The sequence below is a fragment of the Geodermatophilus sp. SYSU D00867 genome, assembly GCF_054050315.1.
In genome coordinates this window covers 15690-33087 of sequence record NZ_JBJGZC010000004.1, presented here as the reverse complement: position 1 = coordinate 33087, position 17398 = coordinate 15690, and the positions used below count along the sequence as shown (strand labels likewise).

Sequence of the window (17398 nt, the reverse complement as noted above, 5' to 3'; positions counted from 1 at the left end):
GGGTGGGGGGTGCCGGGTCAGCCGGCGGCGGTGGTCGCGGACAGGTCGACGCCGCGCGCGGCCAGCCAGGGCACCGGGTCCACCGGGGCGCCGTCGACGCGGACCTCCAGGTGCAGGTGCACGCCGGTGCTGTTGCCGGTGGAGCCCTGGTAGCCGAGCAGCGTCCCGGCGCGGACCTGCTGCCCGGCGGTGACGGTGAAGTCCGACAGGTGGCCGTAGCGGGTGGTCACGCCGGCGCCGTGGTCGACCTCGACGAGGTTGCCGTAGCCGGCCACATCCAGGCCGCCGTCGCGGTCGCAGTAGGCGCTGGTGCACGCGGCCCGGGTCACGGTGCCGTCGGCGGCGGCGTAGACCGGGGCGCCGCGGGGACCGGCGAGGTCGAGGCCGGCGTGCAGCGCGCCCCAGCGGGTGCCGAAGCCGGAGGTGACCGTCCCGGCGGTGGGCCGGATCCAAGACCCCGCGGCCACGGCGAGGCCCGGGCAGATCCCGGCCGCCGCGTCCGCGGGATCGGCGGCCGTTGCCTGGGCGGTCGGCCACAGCGCGGCGGTCAGCTCCCGGGCGAGCGGCTCCCAGCGGGCGTAGGCGCCGCCGTAGGCCGACACCTGCACGGCCTGCGCGGCACGGGTCAGCGGAATCGTCGACCAGTTCGGCACCGCGACCAGCCGGCGGTAGAAGGCCTCGGCGGCGTAGACCGGGTCCATCAGCTGGGCGACCGTGCCCCAGCCGGCCAGCCAGCGCTGCTGGAAGGGATTGACGCTGTCGTGGTCGGAGCCGACCCCGTCGTGCGCAAAGTCCAGGCTGGTGGCGGTCACCGCCGCCTGCCCGGCGGTGAGTGCGGGGCTGCTGCCGTCGTTGGCCAGCATCCGCAGCCGCGACTCCTGCCAGGCGGTGGCCAGCGCCACGGTCACCGCGTACGCGGGCAGCCCGCGGGCGGCGGCGACGTCCGCGATGGTCTGCGCGTGGCCCATCTGGACCGCGTCCAGGTCGATCCCGGCCACGGTGGTGCCGGTGCCGCCGACCGAGCACGCCGCCGAGGCCGCCGGGGAGCCCGCCCCCGGGGCGGCCAGGATCGCCAGCGGAACGAGCAGCAGGGTGAGCGCCGCCAGCACCGGCACGGCCACCGGAGCCGCGGCTCTCCACAGCCAGGCCCGCGCCGCGCGCTGGGCCCTGCCGGTCATGCCGGGCCGCCGGTCAGCGCCTCGTTGGTGAACGTCAGCCGCAGCTCCGGCGCGGTGAGCACGGTCTGCACCTGGAACGCCCGGTCCCCGACCAGCCACAGCGCCCGGCCCTTGCCGGCGACCGCCCAGCCGGTGACCACCCGCTGCGCGGTCGGGGTCAGCCCGAGCAGGGCGCCGAGCTCGTCGCCGACGGCCCGGTCCTGGCCGTGCAGCACCTTCACGTCGCACAGGTGCAGCAGGTCGCGGGCGATGGCGACCGCCTGCGAGCCGGCGTCGCCGGCGGTGAGCATGTCCGAGGGCTTGTGCGCCAGCAGGACCTGCACGTCGGCGTCGCGGCGGGACAGCCGCAGGTTGGCGTCCAGGCTTTTCATCGCCTCAGGTCCCAGCCGCATCTGCCACCAGGTCTCGTCGCGGACGACGATGCGCAGGTCGCCGGGGTCGGCGATCTCCCGCATCGCCTGCCCCCAGGAGTTCAGGCAGGTCAGCGCGATGCCGACGGCGGCGTCGCCGAGCGGCTCCAGCCGGGACAGCGACAGCGACTGGATGGGGGCACGCCAGTCGACGGCGACGGTGGTGTGGTCGTCGAACAGCCCGGCCAGCGAGCCCTTGACCAGCGCGCCGAGCGCGTCGCGAAGCAGCCGGGTGGCGTCGAGGAAGTGCCGCCGGTCGGCGTACCGGCAGGCCTCGACCAGCTCGGGCGCGGGGTCGTCCAGCGCCCGCCACAGCCGCGGGATCGTCGGCTCGGCCAGCCGGGTGGCGGCGGTGCGGTGGCCGGTGAGCAGCCGCAGCGCCTCCCCCACCGCGGTCTCCTCCACCGGGCCGAACGGCACCGCCTGCGACCCCACCAGCCCGCGGAGCAGCACCAGCCAGCGGGCGAACACGACCGCCTCCCGGCGGCGCGCCTCCGCGGCGGCGAGGTGCTCCCAACCGTGCCCGAGCGGGCCGAGGGCCAGCGGGTTGACCCGGGCGGGCAGGCCGGGGCCGACGACGAACGGCTCCACGCCCAGCGCCCGGCACAGCGGCTCGTACTCGTCCTTGGTGTCGCCCAACACCAGCGTGCGGTAGCCGTAGCCGAGCATCCGCAGCGCGAACGCCTTGACCGTGGCCGACTTGCCGCGGCCGGGCTTGCCGAACACGACGACGTTGGGATTGGTGACCGGGATCGCCTCGTCGGTGACCCAGCCGACCGGATCGCAGTAGAACGCCCCGCCCGACAGCAGGTCGATGCCCAGTTGCGCGCCGGTCGGCGGCAGCCCGGAGGTGGCGATCAGCGGCCACACCACCGGCGTCTGCTCCGACGTCATCCGCCACACCGCCAGCGGCGCCGGCGTCGCGGCCCGCCCCCGGCCGCGGCCCCGCGGGCCGCGCCGCGGCACGGGCTCGGCGAACGGCCCGCGGTCGCGCGCCGCCCGCGGCGCCGTGGGGACGGCGGGCAGCCGGTGGCCGAAGTCGTCGAGCAGCACCGCCACGCCCCGCCCCGCCCGGGCCGCGCGGCGGATCACCGCCGCCCCCGGCGGTCGGGCAGCCCGATCCCGAGCGGGATGGCCGCGGCGGCGAACCCGGAGTCCTGCGCCAGGTCCAGCCGCAGCGGCACGTACCCGGCGGCGCGGATGGACGCGTCCAGCCGCCGGCCGTGCTCGGCCACCGGCCAGGTGCCCGGCACGGTGACGCAGGCGGCCAGCGCGGGGCGCACGAGCGCCCGCCCGGCGGCCAGCTTCTCGTCGGCGACGCCGATCCGCTCGGTGTCCCGCCGCTGCCGGGCGCGGGTCCGGAACCCCATCCGGGCGCGCAGCTCGTTGCCGGTGGTAGCGCTCATCGCCTCCCGCCCGACCAGCCGGGTGGCGCGCTGCAGCGGCAGTGGCGCGAGGAACACCGTGAGGCAGCGCCGTTCCCCCGCCGTGGTGGGCACCAGCACCGGCGCCAGCGCGCCGAGCACCGCCCCGGAGTCGGGCAACAGCACCGTGTCGGTCACCGACGCCCAGGCGTCGTGCACGTAGTGCCGCAGCTCCGCCCGCGCGCCGGTCGGGCCGGCCGCGGCCATCGGCACCCCGGTGGCCACCGGCCGCCCGTCGGCGGCGGCCAGGTCGGCGGCGACCAGCGGGCCGCGGTCGCCCGGCGCGAAGCCGGTGCGCACCGCGGCGGCCAGGGCGGCGGAGTCCAGCCAGGTCACCGCGGTGCAGCCGACCGGTCCGCGCAGCGCGGCCTCCACCTCGGCCATCACCCCGTGCAGCACCCGGGCGCGGCCGTCCACCCCGCCGCCGGCCTCCCGCGCCGCCCGCCCGATCCGGCCCTCCCCGACGACGACGGTCACGAACGCTTCGGTGCGCACCGCGGCCGGGGTCAGCGCCGCACCCAGCAGCGCGTTCACCCGGACGGCCAGCGCCGGGGCGTCCGGGCGGGCGTGCGCCCGTTCCCAGGCGGCGCGCTCGGCGCCGTCGTCAGGCACGGTGCGCACCTGCACCGCCAGGCTGTCGACCAGCTCGGTGCGGGCGGCCAGCTCGACCAGCTCGGCCAGGCCGGCGCCCATCCGGTCCCGCTGGTCCGGCTCGGCCAGCCCGATGCCGGGGTGGTCGATGCGGGCCACCGCCGCCCAGGTGCGCGCCGCCCGGTCCTGCACGATCACCGGCCGGTCCATGGTGGGGCCGTAGGGCGGCCCGTCGTGGGTGCGGACGGCGGCGAGCACGCCGGGCAGGTCGGCGGTCGCCGGGTCGTCGCCGGTGCCGGCGGCGGCCTTCGAGCCGAACACCGTCCAGCCCAGCGCTGCGCCGAGCGCGTGCACGCACAGGTCGGCGAGCCAGCAGCCGGCCGCCCGGCCGCGGACCGGCACCAGCAGCACCGCGGCCAGCAGTGCCCACACCGGCAGCCATCCCAGCAGCAGCCCCCACGCCCGCGCGTTCAGCGCCAGCAGCGCCGGGATCCCGGCGACGGTGACCAGCGTCAGCTGGGCGCCGGTCATGCCGAGGAACCAGCCCGACACGTCGCGGGAGTAGTCGCCGTAGCGGACGCCGGTCACCGCGCACCGTCCTCGTCGGGGCCGTCGGAGCCGTCGGACCCGTCGAACCGGTCAGGGAAGGTGGGGTCGAGGTGCTCGGCGGGCCAGGCGGCGGGCGAGATCCCGTCCGGGCTCCCCGACTCCGCCGGCGGTGGTTCGCCGTCGTCGGAACCGGCGCCGCGGTGGGGGGTTCTGGGTGCGCCCGTCCGAACCAGGGAGCCGGTGCCATTTGCCCGCCTCGGGCTGGCCGGCGGCTGCCCGTACCAGGGAGCCGGGTGCCCCACGCCGGCGCCGGACAGCACGTCGGCCGCCGACGCCGCGACCCCGGCCGCCACCCGCCCCGCCTCCGAGCTCCCGACGGTCAGCGCGCGCAGCGCGCCGGTGAACCGGCCGCTCGTGGCCGCGTCCGCGGTCGACTCCCCCTGCGCCCGGTCCCCGGCCGTCCGGGCCGCCGCCCCCGACGCGGACGCCCCGCCGGAGGCCCCGGCGGCGGCCGCCTCCGCGGCACCGCCGCTGGCCTTCTGCAGCGCGCCCAGCAGCCCACCGGAGGCGGCCAACGACGAGCGCAGCGCCGCACCGCTCGAGGTGCCCGGGTCGACGAAGGCCAGCAGCCGGAACAGCGCCAGCGGGCAGACCGCACCGAGCAGGATCAGCAGGCAGCCGACCACCGCCGTGCCGGCCGCGGACCCGGTGCTCGTCTCCTCGGCGCCGGTGACCACACCCTCGGTGATCGTCACCCCGACCCCGAGGACCAGCACGGCGACCGGGGAGACCAGCAGCGCGGCCAGGAACCAGCGCAGGCTGCGCCAGAACCAGGCGCCCGAGGCCTGCGCCAGCAGGCCGCCGGCCGCGATCGCCGACGTCGCCGCCAGCACCAGCAGCGCCGCCTCCCGCACCAGCATCAGCAGCAGGTAGCCCACGCTCGCCGGCACCAGCAGGAACACCGAGCTGATCCCGAGGACGGTGGCGACGGTGCCGTCGACGGCGTCGCGGGCCACGTCGATCGACGGGTCGAACGCGGCCAGGGTGTCGATGTCCAGCAGGCCGCGCAGCAGGCCGGTGGTCAGCCCCGAGACGCCGGTGACCAGCAGCGCCGCCACCCCGACGTAGCCGGTCCAGACCAGACCGAACTGCGCCAGCCCGACCAGCAGCCGGCCGAGGGTCTGCCCGTCCCGGCGCAGCGCGGCCGCGCCCAGCTGCACCAGGCCGGTCACCGCGGCGACGGCGGCGCCGATCCCGAAGGTCACCGGATAGATCCCGACCAGCGGGCCGTCCGCGGACAGGTCCGGCGTGGCCAGCGCATCCACCACCGAGAAGGCCAGGCCCAGCAGCCACAGCCCGGCGTCCCACAGCGCCAACATCGCGGCGGTCCACACGTCGCCGACCACAGCGCCGGCCACCTCGCCGGCCGTGCAGAAGACGTCGGTCGGCAGGCACGGCAGGACCTCCTCCCCCGTGGCCGGGTCCGCGGGGAACGCCAGTCCCGGCGGCGCGGCCGCCGCCGGACCGGCGGTCGCCAACGCGCCGGCCAGTGCGAGCAGCAGGGCGACGAGCAGCACCCGGCGGGCGGGCACGGCACGACGCCGCGGGAACGCCGGCCTAGCCATGGCGCAGCTCCCGGTAGCCGGCGGCGCTCGCCGCCTCCGTGCCCGGCCAGATCGACGGCGCCGGCGCCGGCTCAGCCCCGGGGCCGATCACCCACCGCCCGCCGGTCCACACCATCCGCTGGCAGTCGGCGATCGCCACGCGCACGGTCCGCGCCACGGTGACGGTGAACTCCAGGTCCACGCACACCACCGCAAAGTCCGGGCCCACCGTGCCTTTGACCAGCCCCATCACCGGCCGGACCACCACGGCCAGCTCCGGCGATCCCGCACTCGACAGGCCCGCCGCCGACAGCAGCCGCGCCATGCCGCGCACCCCGCTCCACGTCTCCGCCGTCGGCCCGCCCGGCGCCGCCCACGCGGTGATGACCCGCCGCACCCCGTCCATCGAGCCGCTTTCCATGGCCGTGAGGTCGAGGGCCGCCAGCTGCGCGAGCGCGCCCTCCGGCGTGTGCGGGAAGCCGGTGGGCACGTCGGCCGCGCCCACGCCAGTGGCGCGCGGCAGCACGAGGACCTCGGCGGTCCGCGTCGCGACGGGGCCGGGCAGCGCGTAGTCCGGGTCGGCGCTGGGCATCGGCGCGGCCGCCAGCGCGTCCTCCCGGGACACCGCCGTCGAGGAAGGCGGGGCCCCTCGCCCGGCCGCCGGCGCGGTGGGCTCGTCGCCGGTCAGGGCGGCGACGACCGCGAGGACCACCCCGGCCAGCACCGCCAGCGCGACCAGCGCGCTCGCCACGGCGACCGCCAGTAGCCGGGCCGGGCTCCACTCCGAGGCGCCGCCCGCGTCCCGTTCCGGTCGGCGGCGCATCAGGTGCACCCGCTGCCGGTGATCGAGTCGAGGATGACCAGGATGACCGTGTAGGTGATGGCCACCAGCACCACCACCGCGACGCCCATGGCCCCGTACCGGGAGGCGTGCGGGTGGGAGAAGATCCGCCCGGCGAGGATCGCGCCCAGCGACACCACCGCGCTGATGACGATCAGCGCCAGGACCCCCCACTTCACCCAGGCCGTCACGTCGTCGGCGAAGGCCTGCATCCCGGGCGGCGCCTCGGGGCAGACCGCCGCGGCCTCCTCCCCCGGCTCCTCGACGAGCACCCACCACGCCAGCCCGGCCGTCTTGGGAACCCCGAGCACCGCAGCCGAGGCGACCCGGACGAGGGTGGGCGCGGCGACGACGCGCACTGCCGCCGTCACGGCCGCTCTCCCTTCGGGGCGGCGGCCCGCCGGCGGTGCCGGGGAGCCGGGGGCAGGCCGGGCGCGAGCAGCGCCGCGAGCGCCCGACCGGCGGACGTCACCGGCCTCGGCAGCCGGTCCCCGTTGAGGCCGGTGGTCTCCAGCCGCCGGTCGAGCGGAACGCGCACGACCTGGCCACGGGACCGCAGCTCTCCCAGCATCGGCCCGCAGCCGGCCTCGACAACCCGCGGCCATCGGACCGGCCCCACCGCGGCCACCACGGCCTCGCCACCGAGCGTGGACAACGCGTGCTCGGCCTGCCGGACCGCGGGCACCGTCACCCGGGTCACAACCACGCACGCGGTGCGCTGCCCAACCGTCCCGTCGGCGGCCGAGAGCAGCGCGACGGCGAGGGGCCAGTCGACGTCGACCACCGACACCGGCTCGGCGTCGTCCGCCGCGGGAAGCCGCGGAAGCCCCTCATCGCCGGGGCGTCGGGTCAGGCGGAAGACGTCGAGATGGCCGCGTCGGCCGCGCCGCCACCCGGCCCCGTCCGCGCCCAGCTCAATGCTCGACGCCACCGCAAGCCCCGATCGCGCAGGCGGCGCGTACTCGACCAGCTGCACGGGCCGATCGAGAGCCAGGCCCTCCGCGACCGCCAGTGCGACCATCGACGCGCCGGCACCGGCATGTCCTGCCAGGACCAGCACCACAGAACCGCCGATGTGGGCCTCGGCCCAGGGCCAGTGCACGTCATCCGAGCGGGACGCTTGGGCCTCCGCCGAGGCGCCCCCCACGCCGTCGCCGATGGCGACGCCAGTGCTGCTCCGGCCGTCGAAGGCGCCGGCCCGGATCGCGAGGACCGCCGCCCTCATCGACTCGACCGTCATAGGCCGTTGCTCACCAGTCCTAGTGAGACCAGCGGTCGCCGCCGACGCCGGGGGAATCGGGCAACGGCCCGACGGGCCCGGGGTGGTGTCACGACCGGACGACGCTGCAGAGAAATGCATGCCGCCGACCGTGTCGACGCGGCTCCGGTCATCCTCCAGTCGTCGAGGGCCGACCGATCCGCAAGCATTCGGCTGCCACAGATCGACCTGGTGCGACTCTTGCATAGAACTGCAAGGCGCTATCGGCGCATCGGTCGAGCGCTGGAGAATTACTCAGGAATCGATCAGCAGGTTGGCACCCTCTTCATGGGCGTAGCGATCCGTAGCGGCGGCACGCGTGACGGAGCCGCCGCCGGTTAGAGCGCGGCGGCGGCTTCCGCTAGGCCGTCCTACGGTCTCCCCGGAGGTCTCCGAGGGCTGCATAGTCCGAAGCCGCCCAGCGTCAGGTCCTGCTTGACGCCGGGGGACCCGGCACTTGGGCACCGTCCGTCGGCTCCCGCCTAGCTGCTTGGCCCCCGCGCCGGGCCGATGCCTGGCCCGGACACGAGCGACGATCAGCTTTCGGGCATAGACGGTGGTGCGGGCATTAACGTGGGCCACGAAGACCTACGGTTGGACACGGCGCCGTCAAGCACCGCCACCCCTTCCGGAGGGCTCCCTCGTCATCAAGCCACCACGCCGCCTGTTAACAACGCCCCTGGTTGCGGCACCTGGTCCGCGCCATGAAGAGGCCGAGGGGCTGTGGACAAGAGGACACCCTGACCGGACCACATGGGAGACCCTGGGTGCGTGAGACAGCAGAGCCGCGCCGTTGCCTGCGCCGACTGCACGACGGACCGCACCGACGTTCCAGACGATGAGCCGTGTCCAGCCTGCGGGAGAACTGCCAAAGCCAAGTCCGTGACGCTGAATGACTTCAGTAGGACTACGGATCAGATCCCCGAGTTGGAGATCCGACCGGACCAGCAGCCCCGCTGGTGGGAAAGGTGGGAACGGGTGTTGCGGGCCCTCGATCGGCTCAAGAAGGCATACACGCCGTCTGCCGGACTCGATCGAGAAGACATGCGGCGTCGGGTCGACGAGTTCTTCCTCGACTGCTGGAGTCTCGGGGATTGGCTCATCAACGACGATCGGATCACCCCACGCATCTCACGTGGCACCATTGACCACGCCATCAAGGCCAGCCGAGCCCTCACCATCTGCGGGGGCTACGCGAATACGGCGAAGCACAGGACGCGGAAGAGCCCGACTCATATGGAGGCCCGCATCTCATCCTTCAAGATGTGGCCCAAGGGGCATCGAGTGCAGATTACCTACCGCTCACAAAATCAACGGTCAACCAACCGAGATGCGCTGCGCCTGGCCCAGCAGTGCGTCGCCGACTGGCGACGCTTCCTGAAGGCCCACGGGCTGCGACCGCCGGCGACGTGAAAGGGCACGCCCCAGCCCGCCGTGCGGACAGCGCCGCCGGCAGAAATCGATCGAGGTCAGCGGCCAACTGTACGGCGAGTTCACTCAGTGCGACACCCCGCGAGCCGGACGGCTGAAGAAGTGGAACCACACCGACACCGCCGACAAGGGCACCGACTTCCTCTGCAGCGTCGACCACGTCGAGCACGACGGGGATATCTACCTGACCGACGTGATCTTCACCGTGCTCCTGCAGCTGTCGGTGCTGGATTGGCGTTGCCTGCCCGCGGCAATCAGGACTTGGCGTCAGGAGTCGGCCATGCCAGCCGCCGACGCTCTCCGTCAAGCCCGGTGAAAAAGGCGGCGTGACCGCCTCGGTCAACTGCGTAGGCGTCGTGCTGCTCACCGAGCTCAAGACCCTCCGGGAACGGTGTCTCGAGCAACTGGGCGAACCCGGCCATAATCCCGAGCGTCTTCTCCCGGATGACGTCCATCGCGGAGGCCAGCGGGCGGTACTCCACGGGCTCGTCGCTGATCTGGATGGAGGCCTCGAAGGCGAACGTCGGCATGACGTCGAAGTACTGCGGATCCACAGGACGACGGACCTTGAGCCGTCCGACGACCGAGCCGTGCCCGATCTCGCCTTCACGTCGCCACTCATGGACGACCTCGAGCGGTGCCTCAGACCGGATAACGAACGGCCCCATGTCGACGGCAGTCCGGCCGATTACGTGAACCTGCCGGTGCTTGTCGCGATTGGAGAGCCAGCGCAGGATCTGCAACGGGGAGGTGTGCGCCCGGTCGCCGCCGTAGAACGGCTGAACCGCATCGATCATCTCCCAGACGGGAGGAGCGACCAGGGAGGCAAGCTTCCGTCGGGCCTTGCCGAACTTGTGCACGTCGGTGTGGATTGGGAAGTAGACATCCTCGGGACGGGTCGGCGGGCCGGCGTGCGCCACTACCGCGTCGTACATCGCATGATCTAGGGCAGCACGGAAGTCGCCCAGGACGTCACCAAGCAGGATGCTCCAACGCTCCGGGTACTCCTTCTTAACCCGCAGCCGCCAGTCTATCCGGACCAGCGGGTCCTCGCGGGCGCCGGTGTTGTCGAACTGGACGTACTCGAAGGCGCTGTCGAGGTCGAACTCCCGCATCTCCCGGGCAAAGGCCTTCTGGTGCTCGACAGCGCGAGCCCACTTGATCCACGCCGAGCGAAGCACGAGTCAACGGTACGTGAGTGCCCCGTCACCGCGGGGACGCTGCGGGCGGCCGAGGAAAACTCACGAACTTCCACGGAAGGGTAAGCGCTACTGAGTGGGCGTTAGGCAAATTAATATTGAGGGAAAGTGAGGTACCGAAGAGACATCCCTCGCCTCTTCAATCTTTCAGGACGAAGTTGCCAACCGATGGCAGGACCGACCGACAGACGGACCGCACACGCACAGGATGAGGCGCTCCTGCAGTCATCCTGTGCCGGGGCCTGCGCACGTGGCTGAGGCTAGATAAGCCGCTTTCGAGTCCGCGCAGGTGATCACCCGCTCGCGGGGCCGGGATGGCCGCGGAGGGGCAGTTGAGCAGCCACATCTAGACGCAAAAACATGTGTGCCCGGACGTGGTCTGCCGTTGCGCGAGGGGGCACAGGACGGACCTCGTGCACGTCGGTCTCCAAGCGGAGTTCTCGATTACGCGGAGAGCCGCCTCATGAGCCGGGACGTGGGGTGATCCCTCCGGCGTCATGCTCAACAGCTGCACCATGCTGCGTTGCCACGGAGGTGGAGTGGAACCCCGGGTCATGGCGACGCAGGCGAACCCGGCGGCGTGCTCCCCACGGACATGGGGGTGATCCCTTGCCACGGCCGTACCCGACGGCGAACACGGCGTGTTTCCCCACGCGGTGTGGGGGTGATCCGCGCTTCGCGAAGCCTCAGCCCACGCCGAGGGCGCTCCCCACGGACGTGGGGGGTAGTCCCGAACCAAGGACGCGACGGTGCAGGGCTTGTTGTGCTCCCACGGACATGTGGGCCATCCATAGAACTGTCACGCCACGGCCACCAGCGGTCTGCACCATGGCAAACGCGGGGATGATCCCGTACTCGAGCATCTACACGCGACGCTCCGCCGGTGCTCCCCACGGACGTGGGGGTGATTCGGTAACCAGGCGGTCATACGCGGGAATGACGTGGTGGTCCCCACGGACATGGGGGTGGTCCAGCGTTCTCGTGCGCGAAGTCGTGACAGAAGTGGTGCTCCCCACGGACGTGGGGGCGACCCGAAGCTCCCAGGGTTGATCACCAGGGTGGCCTTCGGTTCCCCACGGACGTGGGGGTGACCCGTTCAACATCGCGATCAACCCCGAGACCGGACAATGCTGCCCACGGACGTGGGGGTGATCCTTGGCTGCACCAGCTGCGCAAGCGTGACGTTCGGTACTCCTCACGTACGTGGGGGTGATCCCTTGTTACAGCCGTATCCGACGGCGAACACGGCATGTTCCCCACGCGTTGTCGGGGTGATCCCGTCCTGACCGACCTGAGGCATCTCCGGCCGGCGCACTGCCCACAGAGAGGTGGCAGTGATCCCCTCGTTGAAGGGCTGGAGGGCCTGCTCTTCGGTTCCTGCAACTAGCCGTGGGGATGATGCCGGGGTCAGGTACCGGACGGGTTGGCGGCTCAGATCCCCGAGGAGTAGCCGTCTTCAGGCATGGACCTCAGCCGGCCGGTTGGAACGGGATGCCACAGGCGCCGGGGTCGCCGACCTCCGAGGAAGCCGCTTCATCGAGATGGACGGTCATGGCCAAATCGACCGTGGTGATCGAGCCGCCCTCAACAACCAGCAATGTCGAGCCGGTCGCCTCACCGATGTCCGTTGTCTCCGTCTGCCCTGGTGCTACGTCCATGGAACCGCCACACCACAGCATCTCCATGGGGAACTCCGGGAGGTCGGGATTGCTCGCCTCCCCGAGCCAGAAAAGGAGACGGTGATCTCCAGGTGCTCCCCACGGAGGTGGGGTGATCCGTACGGCGCCGGCCTGACCCCGCTGTAGATCGTCTGACCGGGACTAGGGCCTGTCCTGCGGATCTTGTGCGCCGCCACCCCTGTCCCTGAAGGCGGCTTTAGGGCCACATTCTGGCCGCTTACCCCTCCGCCACCACCGCTGAGAACATCACCCGGGAAAGACGTGCGGCGCACTCCCGAACGGGGGGCCGGTGCGCCTTCCACACATCCGGCAGATCTTGTCGTCCACCGTCGAGGGCTGCTCGCCGTCAGGATGTCGCTGGACGTAGGAGTGAAACCCGAACCAGCACCGCAGTGGCTTCCGAGTCATGAACCGAGGCTAGGAGTCGCCGATTCCGCCAGGAAGGGGCTTACGGACCGGCGCGGCAGGCCCTCGCCGCTGACTCTGGGCGTCTTCTTGGCGCCCCTGCTCTGGAACCCCTGGCGGGTCGAGGTGGGGAGGACTCGCCCTACTGTCCCTAAATGGGCCGCTTAGGGACACCGCCAGCAGTCACGGCGCACATGATCCGCAGGAGAGGCCCTAGTCATTGGAGTGGACTGTTGCCGTCCACTCGAACCACACGGCGCCGTGCCGCCCCACTGCCCCGACAGGCCCCTCGATGACCAGCGTCGACCAGTCGGGCACCGCGCCGTCCGCGGCAGTCATGAGCCGCAGTTGACCGCGCGGGCCGGCGGTCGCCCGCGGCATGGACAGGCCGGCATCAGCGGCGCGTACGAGGATGGGCGGACGCGATCATCGTGTCCGGTGGCTACCCCGACGACCTCGACCGCATCATCTACACCGGCCAGGGCGGGCAGGACGGCAACGGCCGACAGGTCCGCGACCAGGAGTTGACCCGCGGCAACCTGGCACTGGTGCGCTCCGAGGAGCGGGGCTTGCCGGTCCGTGTCATCCGCGGGGCTCACCGCGGGTCACCCCATGCCCCTACGCCCGGGTACCGCTACGACGGGCTCTACATCGTCGCGGAGCATTGGTCTGAGCCGAGCGTCGACGGCCCGCTGGTGTGGCGTTTCGTGCTCGAGAAGGCTGACGGGGGTACCGACTGGACCCGTGAGGGTGCCGCGTCGCCCACCGCACCAGTCCCACAGGGCGATCAGGCTCCCGGGCGTGCCGTCAGCGTGAGCCAACGGGTCGTGCGCAACAGCGCCATCACCCAGTGGGTGAAGAACCCTGCACGACCACACGTGCCAGGTGTGCGGCATCCGCCTCGAGGTCGACGGCGGCGCCTACGCCGAGGGTGCCCACATCCGAGCCCTCGGCCGCCCTCACGATGGCCCCGACGTCGTCGAGAACGTCCTGTGCCTGTGCCCCAACGATCACGTGCTGTTCGACAAGGGCGCCATCTACATCGACGGCGCCCGGGTGTTCCGGACCGCGGACCGGACGCCGCTTGGGTCGCTGCGGACACATCCGCGGCACCGACTCGACGAGGTTGCCGTCCAGTACCACCGCGAACGCTTCGCAGGCATCCGGTAGGCCGCCAGTCGACTCAGCACGTTAGCCGACTGCTATCCCGGCGTAGATCAAAGGCGAATACGAGGAGCCTTGAATCGAGGGCCTCGAAAGCGCGGAGGGCGCTGTCCTGCACTTCGAGCCGCCATGGAGGCGCTCCCCCAGCTAACAAACGCAATCATGGCGAGCCCGAGATAGACGCACAACGCCATCATCCACACCATCATCACAAGCGTCAGCCTGAGCATCGTGATCATCATCGAGATCGCCAAGCCCACCATCACACGTCTCCCCGCATCCCCGTGAGGCCCAGCCAAGTGGCGTAGACCAGGCAGGACCGTATCTAGCGAGAAACCACGTCGACTAGTCCTGCGGCCACGTCACCTGTCAGGTTGAGGCTCCCTAACGAGACATCAGCAGCGGTGTGTCGCACCGTATGGCGGCCGACGCCTGCGGCTACATCGAACATGTGTTCCAGCCGCCGCGCCTCATCCATGGGCAACTGTTCGACCCGCCCCGTGACGTCCTCGTCTTCAACGACGGGCAGTGGTGGCCCGGCGAGCAGACCGCGTGGCGGCTGTGCGACGACGGGTTCGGCTGGCGCGCCGCGGTCACCTGGCGGCAGTTGCACGACTACGGCTGGGGTCGGCATCTGACGTCGGTGAGGCCGGAGCAGGTGCGCCTGCCTTAACCGCCACGACTCTGCTGCAGTCCGACGCAGGGACTCCAGTGGCAGAAGTGACTTCGCAGGCAAAGGTTGCTAATGGAGGAGAACCTGTTCCGTTTGAGCACGCCGCGACGGATGCCCGGGTCGAGAAGCACAGCGGGAGATGGTGACGGGGACCTCAGCACCCCTCACCGGGAGAGAACATGCGTCTCCGCACCACCGCCGCCGCCGGCATCCTCATGACGGCCGCCTTGTCCTTCGGCTTCGCGGGCACCGCCCAGGCCGCCGACCGATACAACTGCCCGGACTTCGTCTCGCAGGCGGACGCCCAGGCGGTCTACGACGCCGACACGAGCGACCCGAACGGCCTGGATGGCCCCATCGGCACCGGCTCCACTGGCGTTCCCGGCGTGGCCTGCGAGGAGCACGACTACGTCGCTAACCCGGGGACCGTCACCGCCGCCATGGCCCTCGGCACCACGAGCCAGGTGACCCCCGGTACCACGAGCCAGGTGACCAGCCGTCCGGCGGGGGCCGTGGCCGCCGGCGACGGCAGCTCGTCCAGCGACGCCAGCGCGCTGCCCTACGTCCTGGGCGGCGTCGCTCTAACCGCGGCCGGTGGGGCCGCGTTCGCTGCCCGGCGCAGCTCCCGCGCGACCGTCTGACCTTCGCGACGTGCGGCACCGCGCACCCGACACCCGCCCCGGCCACACCGTGGCCGGGGCGGGTGGCGCGGTGCGCATCGTCGGGGCGTACCCCCCGCCACTCCCTTCGGCGCAAGCGTCGAGCACCGACGCCCAGCTTGAGGTCCTGCTCGCCCGGCCGCCCCGAGTCACCCGCTACGGACAGCCCAGTCGCCGGGCTGTCCGTAGCGCCCGGCCACGTGCCGCCCGTGTCTGGGGGTGCACATCGGCGGTGCTCGCCGCCGCAGGAATCGCCGCGGTCGTCGTCCTGCCCCAGGGCGCGAACGACCCCGTCCGACTCGACGAGCCCCTCGCCGTGGTCGCCCCGCCGGTCCCCGCGACCGCGACCCCGTCCGTGCCAGCTGCCGAGCTGGCCAGTTCGGCGGTCACCGCACCGCAACTGCCGGCCAGCACTCCCACTCGGGTCCAGATACCGGCCCTCGGAGCCACATCCCAGGTCATGGAGCTCGGCCTGGAGCGGGACGGCTCCATGGAGGTTCCGCCGGGGGCCTATCCCGTGGGCTGGTACGACGGCAGCCCCACCCCCGGCCAGCTCGGGCCCGCTGTCCTCGCCGGCCACGTGGACTGGGAGGGCGAACCGGGAGCCTTCTACGGCCTACGGGAGCTGCGCCCCGGGGACACCGTCGTCGTCGACCGCGCCGATGGCACCGTTGCGACCTTCCGCGTCGACCGCGTCGAGGAGCACGCCAAGGACGACTTCCCGACCGAAGAGGTCTACGGCGACATCGACCACGCTGGCCTCCGCCTCATCACGTGCGGCGGAGCGTTCGACGAGGACTCGGGGGACTACGAGGACAACATCATCGTGTTCGCCAGCCTCGCAGCGGTCGGCTGATCAGGCAGTACAGCCTAGGTGGCTTAGAACACCGGCGCGGAGTTGTGGGTCGCTCCAGGCCGTGTGGTGCTTCGCTCACACAACGTGGTTATAGCTGTGACGATAGTGGCGATGCGGTCGTTCAACGCCGACATCGACCGGCTGCGTGCGCTGCATGACGCGATCGGCGAGTGCCTCGAGGGTTTGTCCGAGACGGCGTCGAGGTAACGACGCCCGCGAACCCGCCCCGCCCTGGTCGTGAAACCCCCGGGGCGGGGCGGCGTCGCGCCACACTGAAGCTTTGCCGACGTGGTGACCGGCGGAGCTCACTGGCCGGCCGAGAGCATCCGCAGAGCCCAAGGCCCCTGCCCGTTCCGGGTCTCGCCATCTACCGTCACGTCGTCCTCGCTGCCGTGGCATAGGGCGGCAGCCCGGAGTGCGGAGGTAGATCTCGTGAGGATCGTCGCCCGTACAGGACTCATCACCGGCGCGGTCGTCGCCATGACGATGGCCGGCCTAGGCGCGGCCTCGGCTGCCCCGCCAACCGACCCCGGTCACTGCGGCGAACTGGTCGCCGCAGCCAACCAGGTGGCGCCTGGGTTCGGCGGCTCGGTCGTCGTCTCCGGCCTCGCACACGACCAGGCAGAATTTGCAGCCGTCAGCTCGCTCGCCACCAACCAGTGCGAGGGCGTGACGCCCCCTGGCTAAGCGGCGGACCCGATCCGCTCAACGCGACTGCTCATCTGGCGAGCCGGGCAGGGGGCCGGCGTCGCGGTAGCACGCCCGCGAACCCGCCCCGCCCTGGGCGTGAGCCCCCGGGGACGGTGCGGTGCTGTGTCGCGGGGCAGTACTGGATTGCTCGTCCACCGGTCCGCAGCTAGTCCGCAGAACGTCCGCAGCTCTCAAGCGGTAACCAACGCCAGCAAACGCGTATCCGCAGGTGAGAGGCCAGACCGCCTTGACGGGGCAAGGTCCTGGCCCCGCACGGCTAGTTCTGGGTCAATGCACCGAATTGCGCTCATCACGCGTACGCACTGACCTCCCTGTACAGGCCTCCTCGACGCCCGGGTAGTGGTCGTCGACGTGCACGAAAAGTTCCTGCGACACGCCAGGAGCGACACGCCGTACGCCCGTCCTGCGACTGTCAGACGGTGGCGTCGAGCACCTCAGGAGTCCGGCCGGGTTCGTCCTGGGGACGCAAGGACCTCTGCGTCCCTGGCGTCCTCCGTCTGGGTGGGCCGACGTGGGCTCGGCCGACTATGAGTTGGACGGAGTTGAGCCCGGCATCCTGGCCGTTGGGCCCAGCCGTCGGCCCGAGGACCCTCGCTGGCGTGACGATCCGGTGGTTTACCGATGCAACCGGTAGGAGATGCGGACCACAAGGGGAGGACGAGGTGATCCTGGCGAAACCGGCATGAAGCTGAAGCGGACCGCACCCTCCCCACGGACGTAGGTGATCTCGGTTGGAGGTCCAGGTCGTCTCTGAGGTCCGGTCCTC

At 72.1% G+C, this 17398-nt stretch carries 15 protein-coding genes and 1 pseudogene; 7 read left to right on the top strand and 9 right to left on the bottom strand.

Going from position 1 to position 17398, the window contains the following annotated elements; genetic code table 11:
- Positions 1-17: 17 nt before the first annotated feature.
- The 7 genes from ACI8AK_RS05100 to ACI8AK_RS05070 are packed head-to-tail and all read right to left on the bottom strand — an operon-like array spanning position 18 to position 7837.
- Positions 18-1178, bottom strand: a complete 1161-nt coding sequence (locus ACI8AK_RS05100; protein WP_456955306.1) for a M23 family metallopeptidase — start codon at positions 1176-1178, stop codon at positions 18-20.
- The gene (locus ACI8AK_RS05095) at positions 1175-2680 is read right to left on the bottom strand and encodes an ATP-binding protein (RefSeq protein WP_456955304.1); all 1506 of its coding nucleotides are present in this window, start codon (positions 2678-2680) and stop codon (positions 1175-1177) included. Before ACI8AK_RS05095 ends, ACI8AK_RS05100 begins: the two co-directional genes overlap by 4 nt.
- Positions 2677-4191 carry an SCO6880 family protein gene (locus ACI8AK_RS05090; protein WP_456955302.1) on the bottom strand — a complete coding sequence of 505 codons (1515 nt, stop codon included), beginning with the start codon at positions 4189-4191 and terminating at the stop codon, positions 2677-2679. Before ACI8AK_RS05090 ends, ACI8AK_RS05095 begins: the two co-directional genes overlap by 4 nt.
- Positions 4188-5777, bottom strand: coding sequence for a hypothetical protein (locus ACI8AK_RS05085; RefSeq protein ID WP_456955300.1), 1590 nt, complete (start codon positions 5775-5777; stop codon positions 4188-4190). Before ACI8AK_RS05085 ends, ACI8AK_RS05090 begins: the two co-directional genes overlap by 4 nt.
- Positions 5770-6579 carry a hypothetical protein gene (locus ACI8AK_RS05080; protein WP_456955298.1) on the bottom strand — a complete coding sequence of 270 codons (810 nt, stop codon included), beginning with the start codon at positions 6577-6579 and terminating at the stop codon, positions 5770-5772. Before ACI8AK_RS05080 ends, ACI8AK_RS05085 begins: the two co-directional genes overlap by 8 nt.
- Positions 6579-6968, bottom strand: a complete 390-nt coding sequence (locus tag ACI8AK_RS05075) for a hypothetical protein (RefSeq protein ID WP_456955296.1) — start codon at positions 6966-6968, stop codon at positions 6579-6581. The genes ACI8AK_RS05080 and ACI8AK_RS05075 overlap by 1 nt, the downstream gene beginning before the upstream one ends.
- Positions 6965-7837, bottom strand: coding sequence for a hypothetical protein (locus tag ACI8AK_RS05070; RefSeq protein WP_456955295.1), 873 nt, complete (start codon positions 7835-7837; stop codon positions 6965-6967). Before ACI8AK_RS05070 ends, ACI8AK_RS05075 begins: the two co-directional genes overlap by 4 nt.
- 789 nt (positions 7838-8626) lie before the next feature.
- Between ACI8AK_RS05070 and ACI8AK_RS05065 the strand changes: the two genes are divergently transcribed.
- Positions 8627-9268 (top strand): hypothetical protein, encoded by a 642-nt coding sequence (locus tag ACI8AK_RS05065; protein ID WP_456955294.1) that lies wholly within the window; start codon positions 8627-8629, stop codon positions 9266-9268.
- Positions 9269-9540: 272 nt separating this feature from the next.
- Here ACI8AK_RS05065 and ACI8AK_RS05060 read toward each other — a convergent pair whose 3' ends face one another.
- Both ACI8AK_RS05060 and ACI8AK_RS05055 read right to left on the bottom strand, forming a co-directional pair.
- A complete protein-coding gene (locus ACI8AK_RS05060) occupies positions 9541-10467 on the bottom strand; it encodes a hypothetical protein (protein ID WP_456955292.1) in 927 nt (308 codons plus the stop codon).
- Between the two features lie 1487 nt (positions 10468-11954).
- Positions 11955-12170 (bottom strand): hypothetical protein, encoded by a 216-nt coding sequence (locus tag ACI8AK_RS05055; RefSeq protein WP_456955291.1) that lies wholly within the window; start codon positions 12168-12170, stop codon positions 11955-11957.
- Between the two features lie 812 nt (positions 12171-12982).
- On the opposite strand from ACI8AK_RS05055, the pseudogene ACI8AK_RS05050 reads away from it, so the two are divergent.
- The 6 genes and pseudogenes from ACI8AK_RS05050 to ACI8AK_RS05025 form a co-directional block, all read left to right on the top strand.
- Positions 12983-13285: pseudogene (locus ACI8AK_RS05050) on the top strand (YDG/SRA domain-containing protein); the annotation flags it as partial.
- Positions 13286-13454: 169 nt separating this feature from the next.
- On the top strand, positions 13455-13739 hold the full coding sequence (locus ACI8AK_RS05045) for an HNH endonuclease (RefSeq protein WP_456955290.1): 285 nt from the start codon (positions 13455-13457) through the stop codon (positions 13737-13739).
- Between the two features lie 412 nt (positions 13740-14151).
- Entirely contained in the window at positions 14152-14406 is a 255-nt protein-coding gene (locus ACI8AK_RS05040; RefSeq protein ID WP_456955289.1) for a hypothetical protein, read from the top strand.
- A 179-nt stretch (positions 14407-14585) separates the two neighbouring features.
- Entirely contained in the window at positions 14586-15047 is a 462-nt protein-coding gene (locus tag ACI8AK_RS05035) for a hypothetical protein (protein WP_456955287.1), read from the top strand.
- Positions 15048-15297: 250 nt separating this feature from the next.
- Positions 15298-15921: a class F sortase gene (locus tag ACI8AK_RS05030; protein ID WP_456955285.1), complete on the top strand. Its 624-nt coding sequence runs from the start codon at positions 15298-15300 to the stop codon at positions 15919-15921.
- 432 nt (positions 15922-16353) lie between these two features.
- Positions 16354-16608, top strand: a complete 255-nt coding sequence (locus tag ACI8AK_RS05025) for a hypothetical protein (protein ID WP_456955284.1) — start codon at positions 16354-16356, stop codon at positions 16606-16608.
- Positions 16609-17398: the final 790 nt, after the last annotated feature.

What these genes read in the sequence shown, in the direction of transcription:
- ACI8AK_RS05055 (WP_456955291.1), bottom strand. Translation starts at nt 12,170, where the DNA reads ATGGAGATGCTGTGGTGTGGCGGTTCCATGGACGTAGCACCAGGGCAG.
- ACI8AK_RS05070 (WP_456955295.1), bottom strand. Translation starts at nt 7,837, where the DNA reads ATGACGGTCGAGTCGATGAGGGCGGCGGTCCTCGCGATCCGGGCCGGC.
- ACI8AK_RS05100 (WP_456955306.1), bottom strand. Translation starts at nt 1,178, where the DNA reads ATGACCGGCAGGGCCCAGCGCGCGGCGCGGGCCTGGCTGTGGAGAGCC.
- ACI8AK_RS05040 (WP_456955289.1), top strand. Translation starts at nt 14,152, where the DNA reads ATGGCGGCCGACGCCTGCGGCTACATCGAACATGTGTTCCAGCCGCCG.
- ACI8AK_RS05080 (WP_456955298.1), bottom strand. Translation starts at nt 6,579, where the DNA reads ATGCGCCGCCGACCGGAACGGGACGCGGGCGGCGCCTCGGAGTGGAGC.
- ACI8AK_RS05085 (WP_456955300.1), bottom strand. Translation starts at nt 5,777, where the DNA reads ATGGCTAGGCCGGCGTTCCCGCGGCGTCGTGCCGTGCCCGCCCGCCGG.
- ACI8AK_RS05035 (WP_456955287.1), top strand. Translation starts at nt 14,586, where the DNA reads ATGCGTCTCCGCACCACCGCCGCCGCCGGCATCCTCATGACGGCCGCC.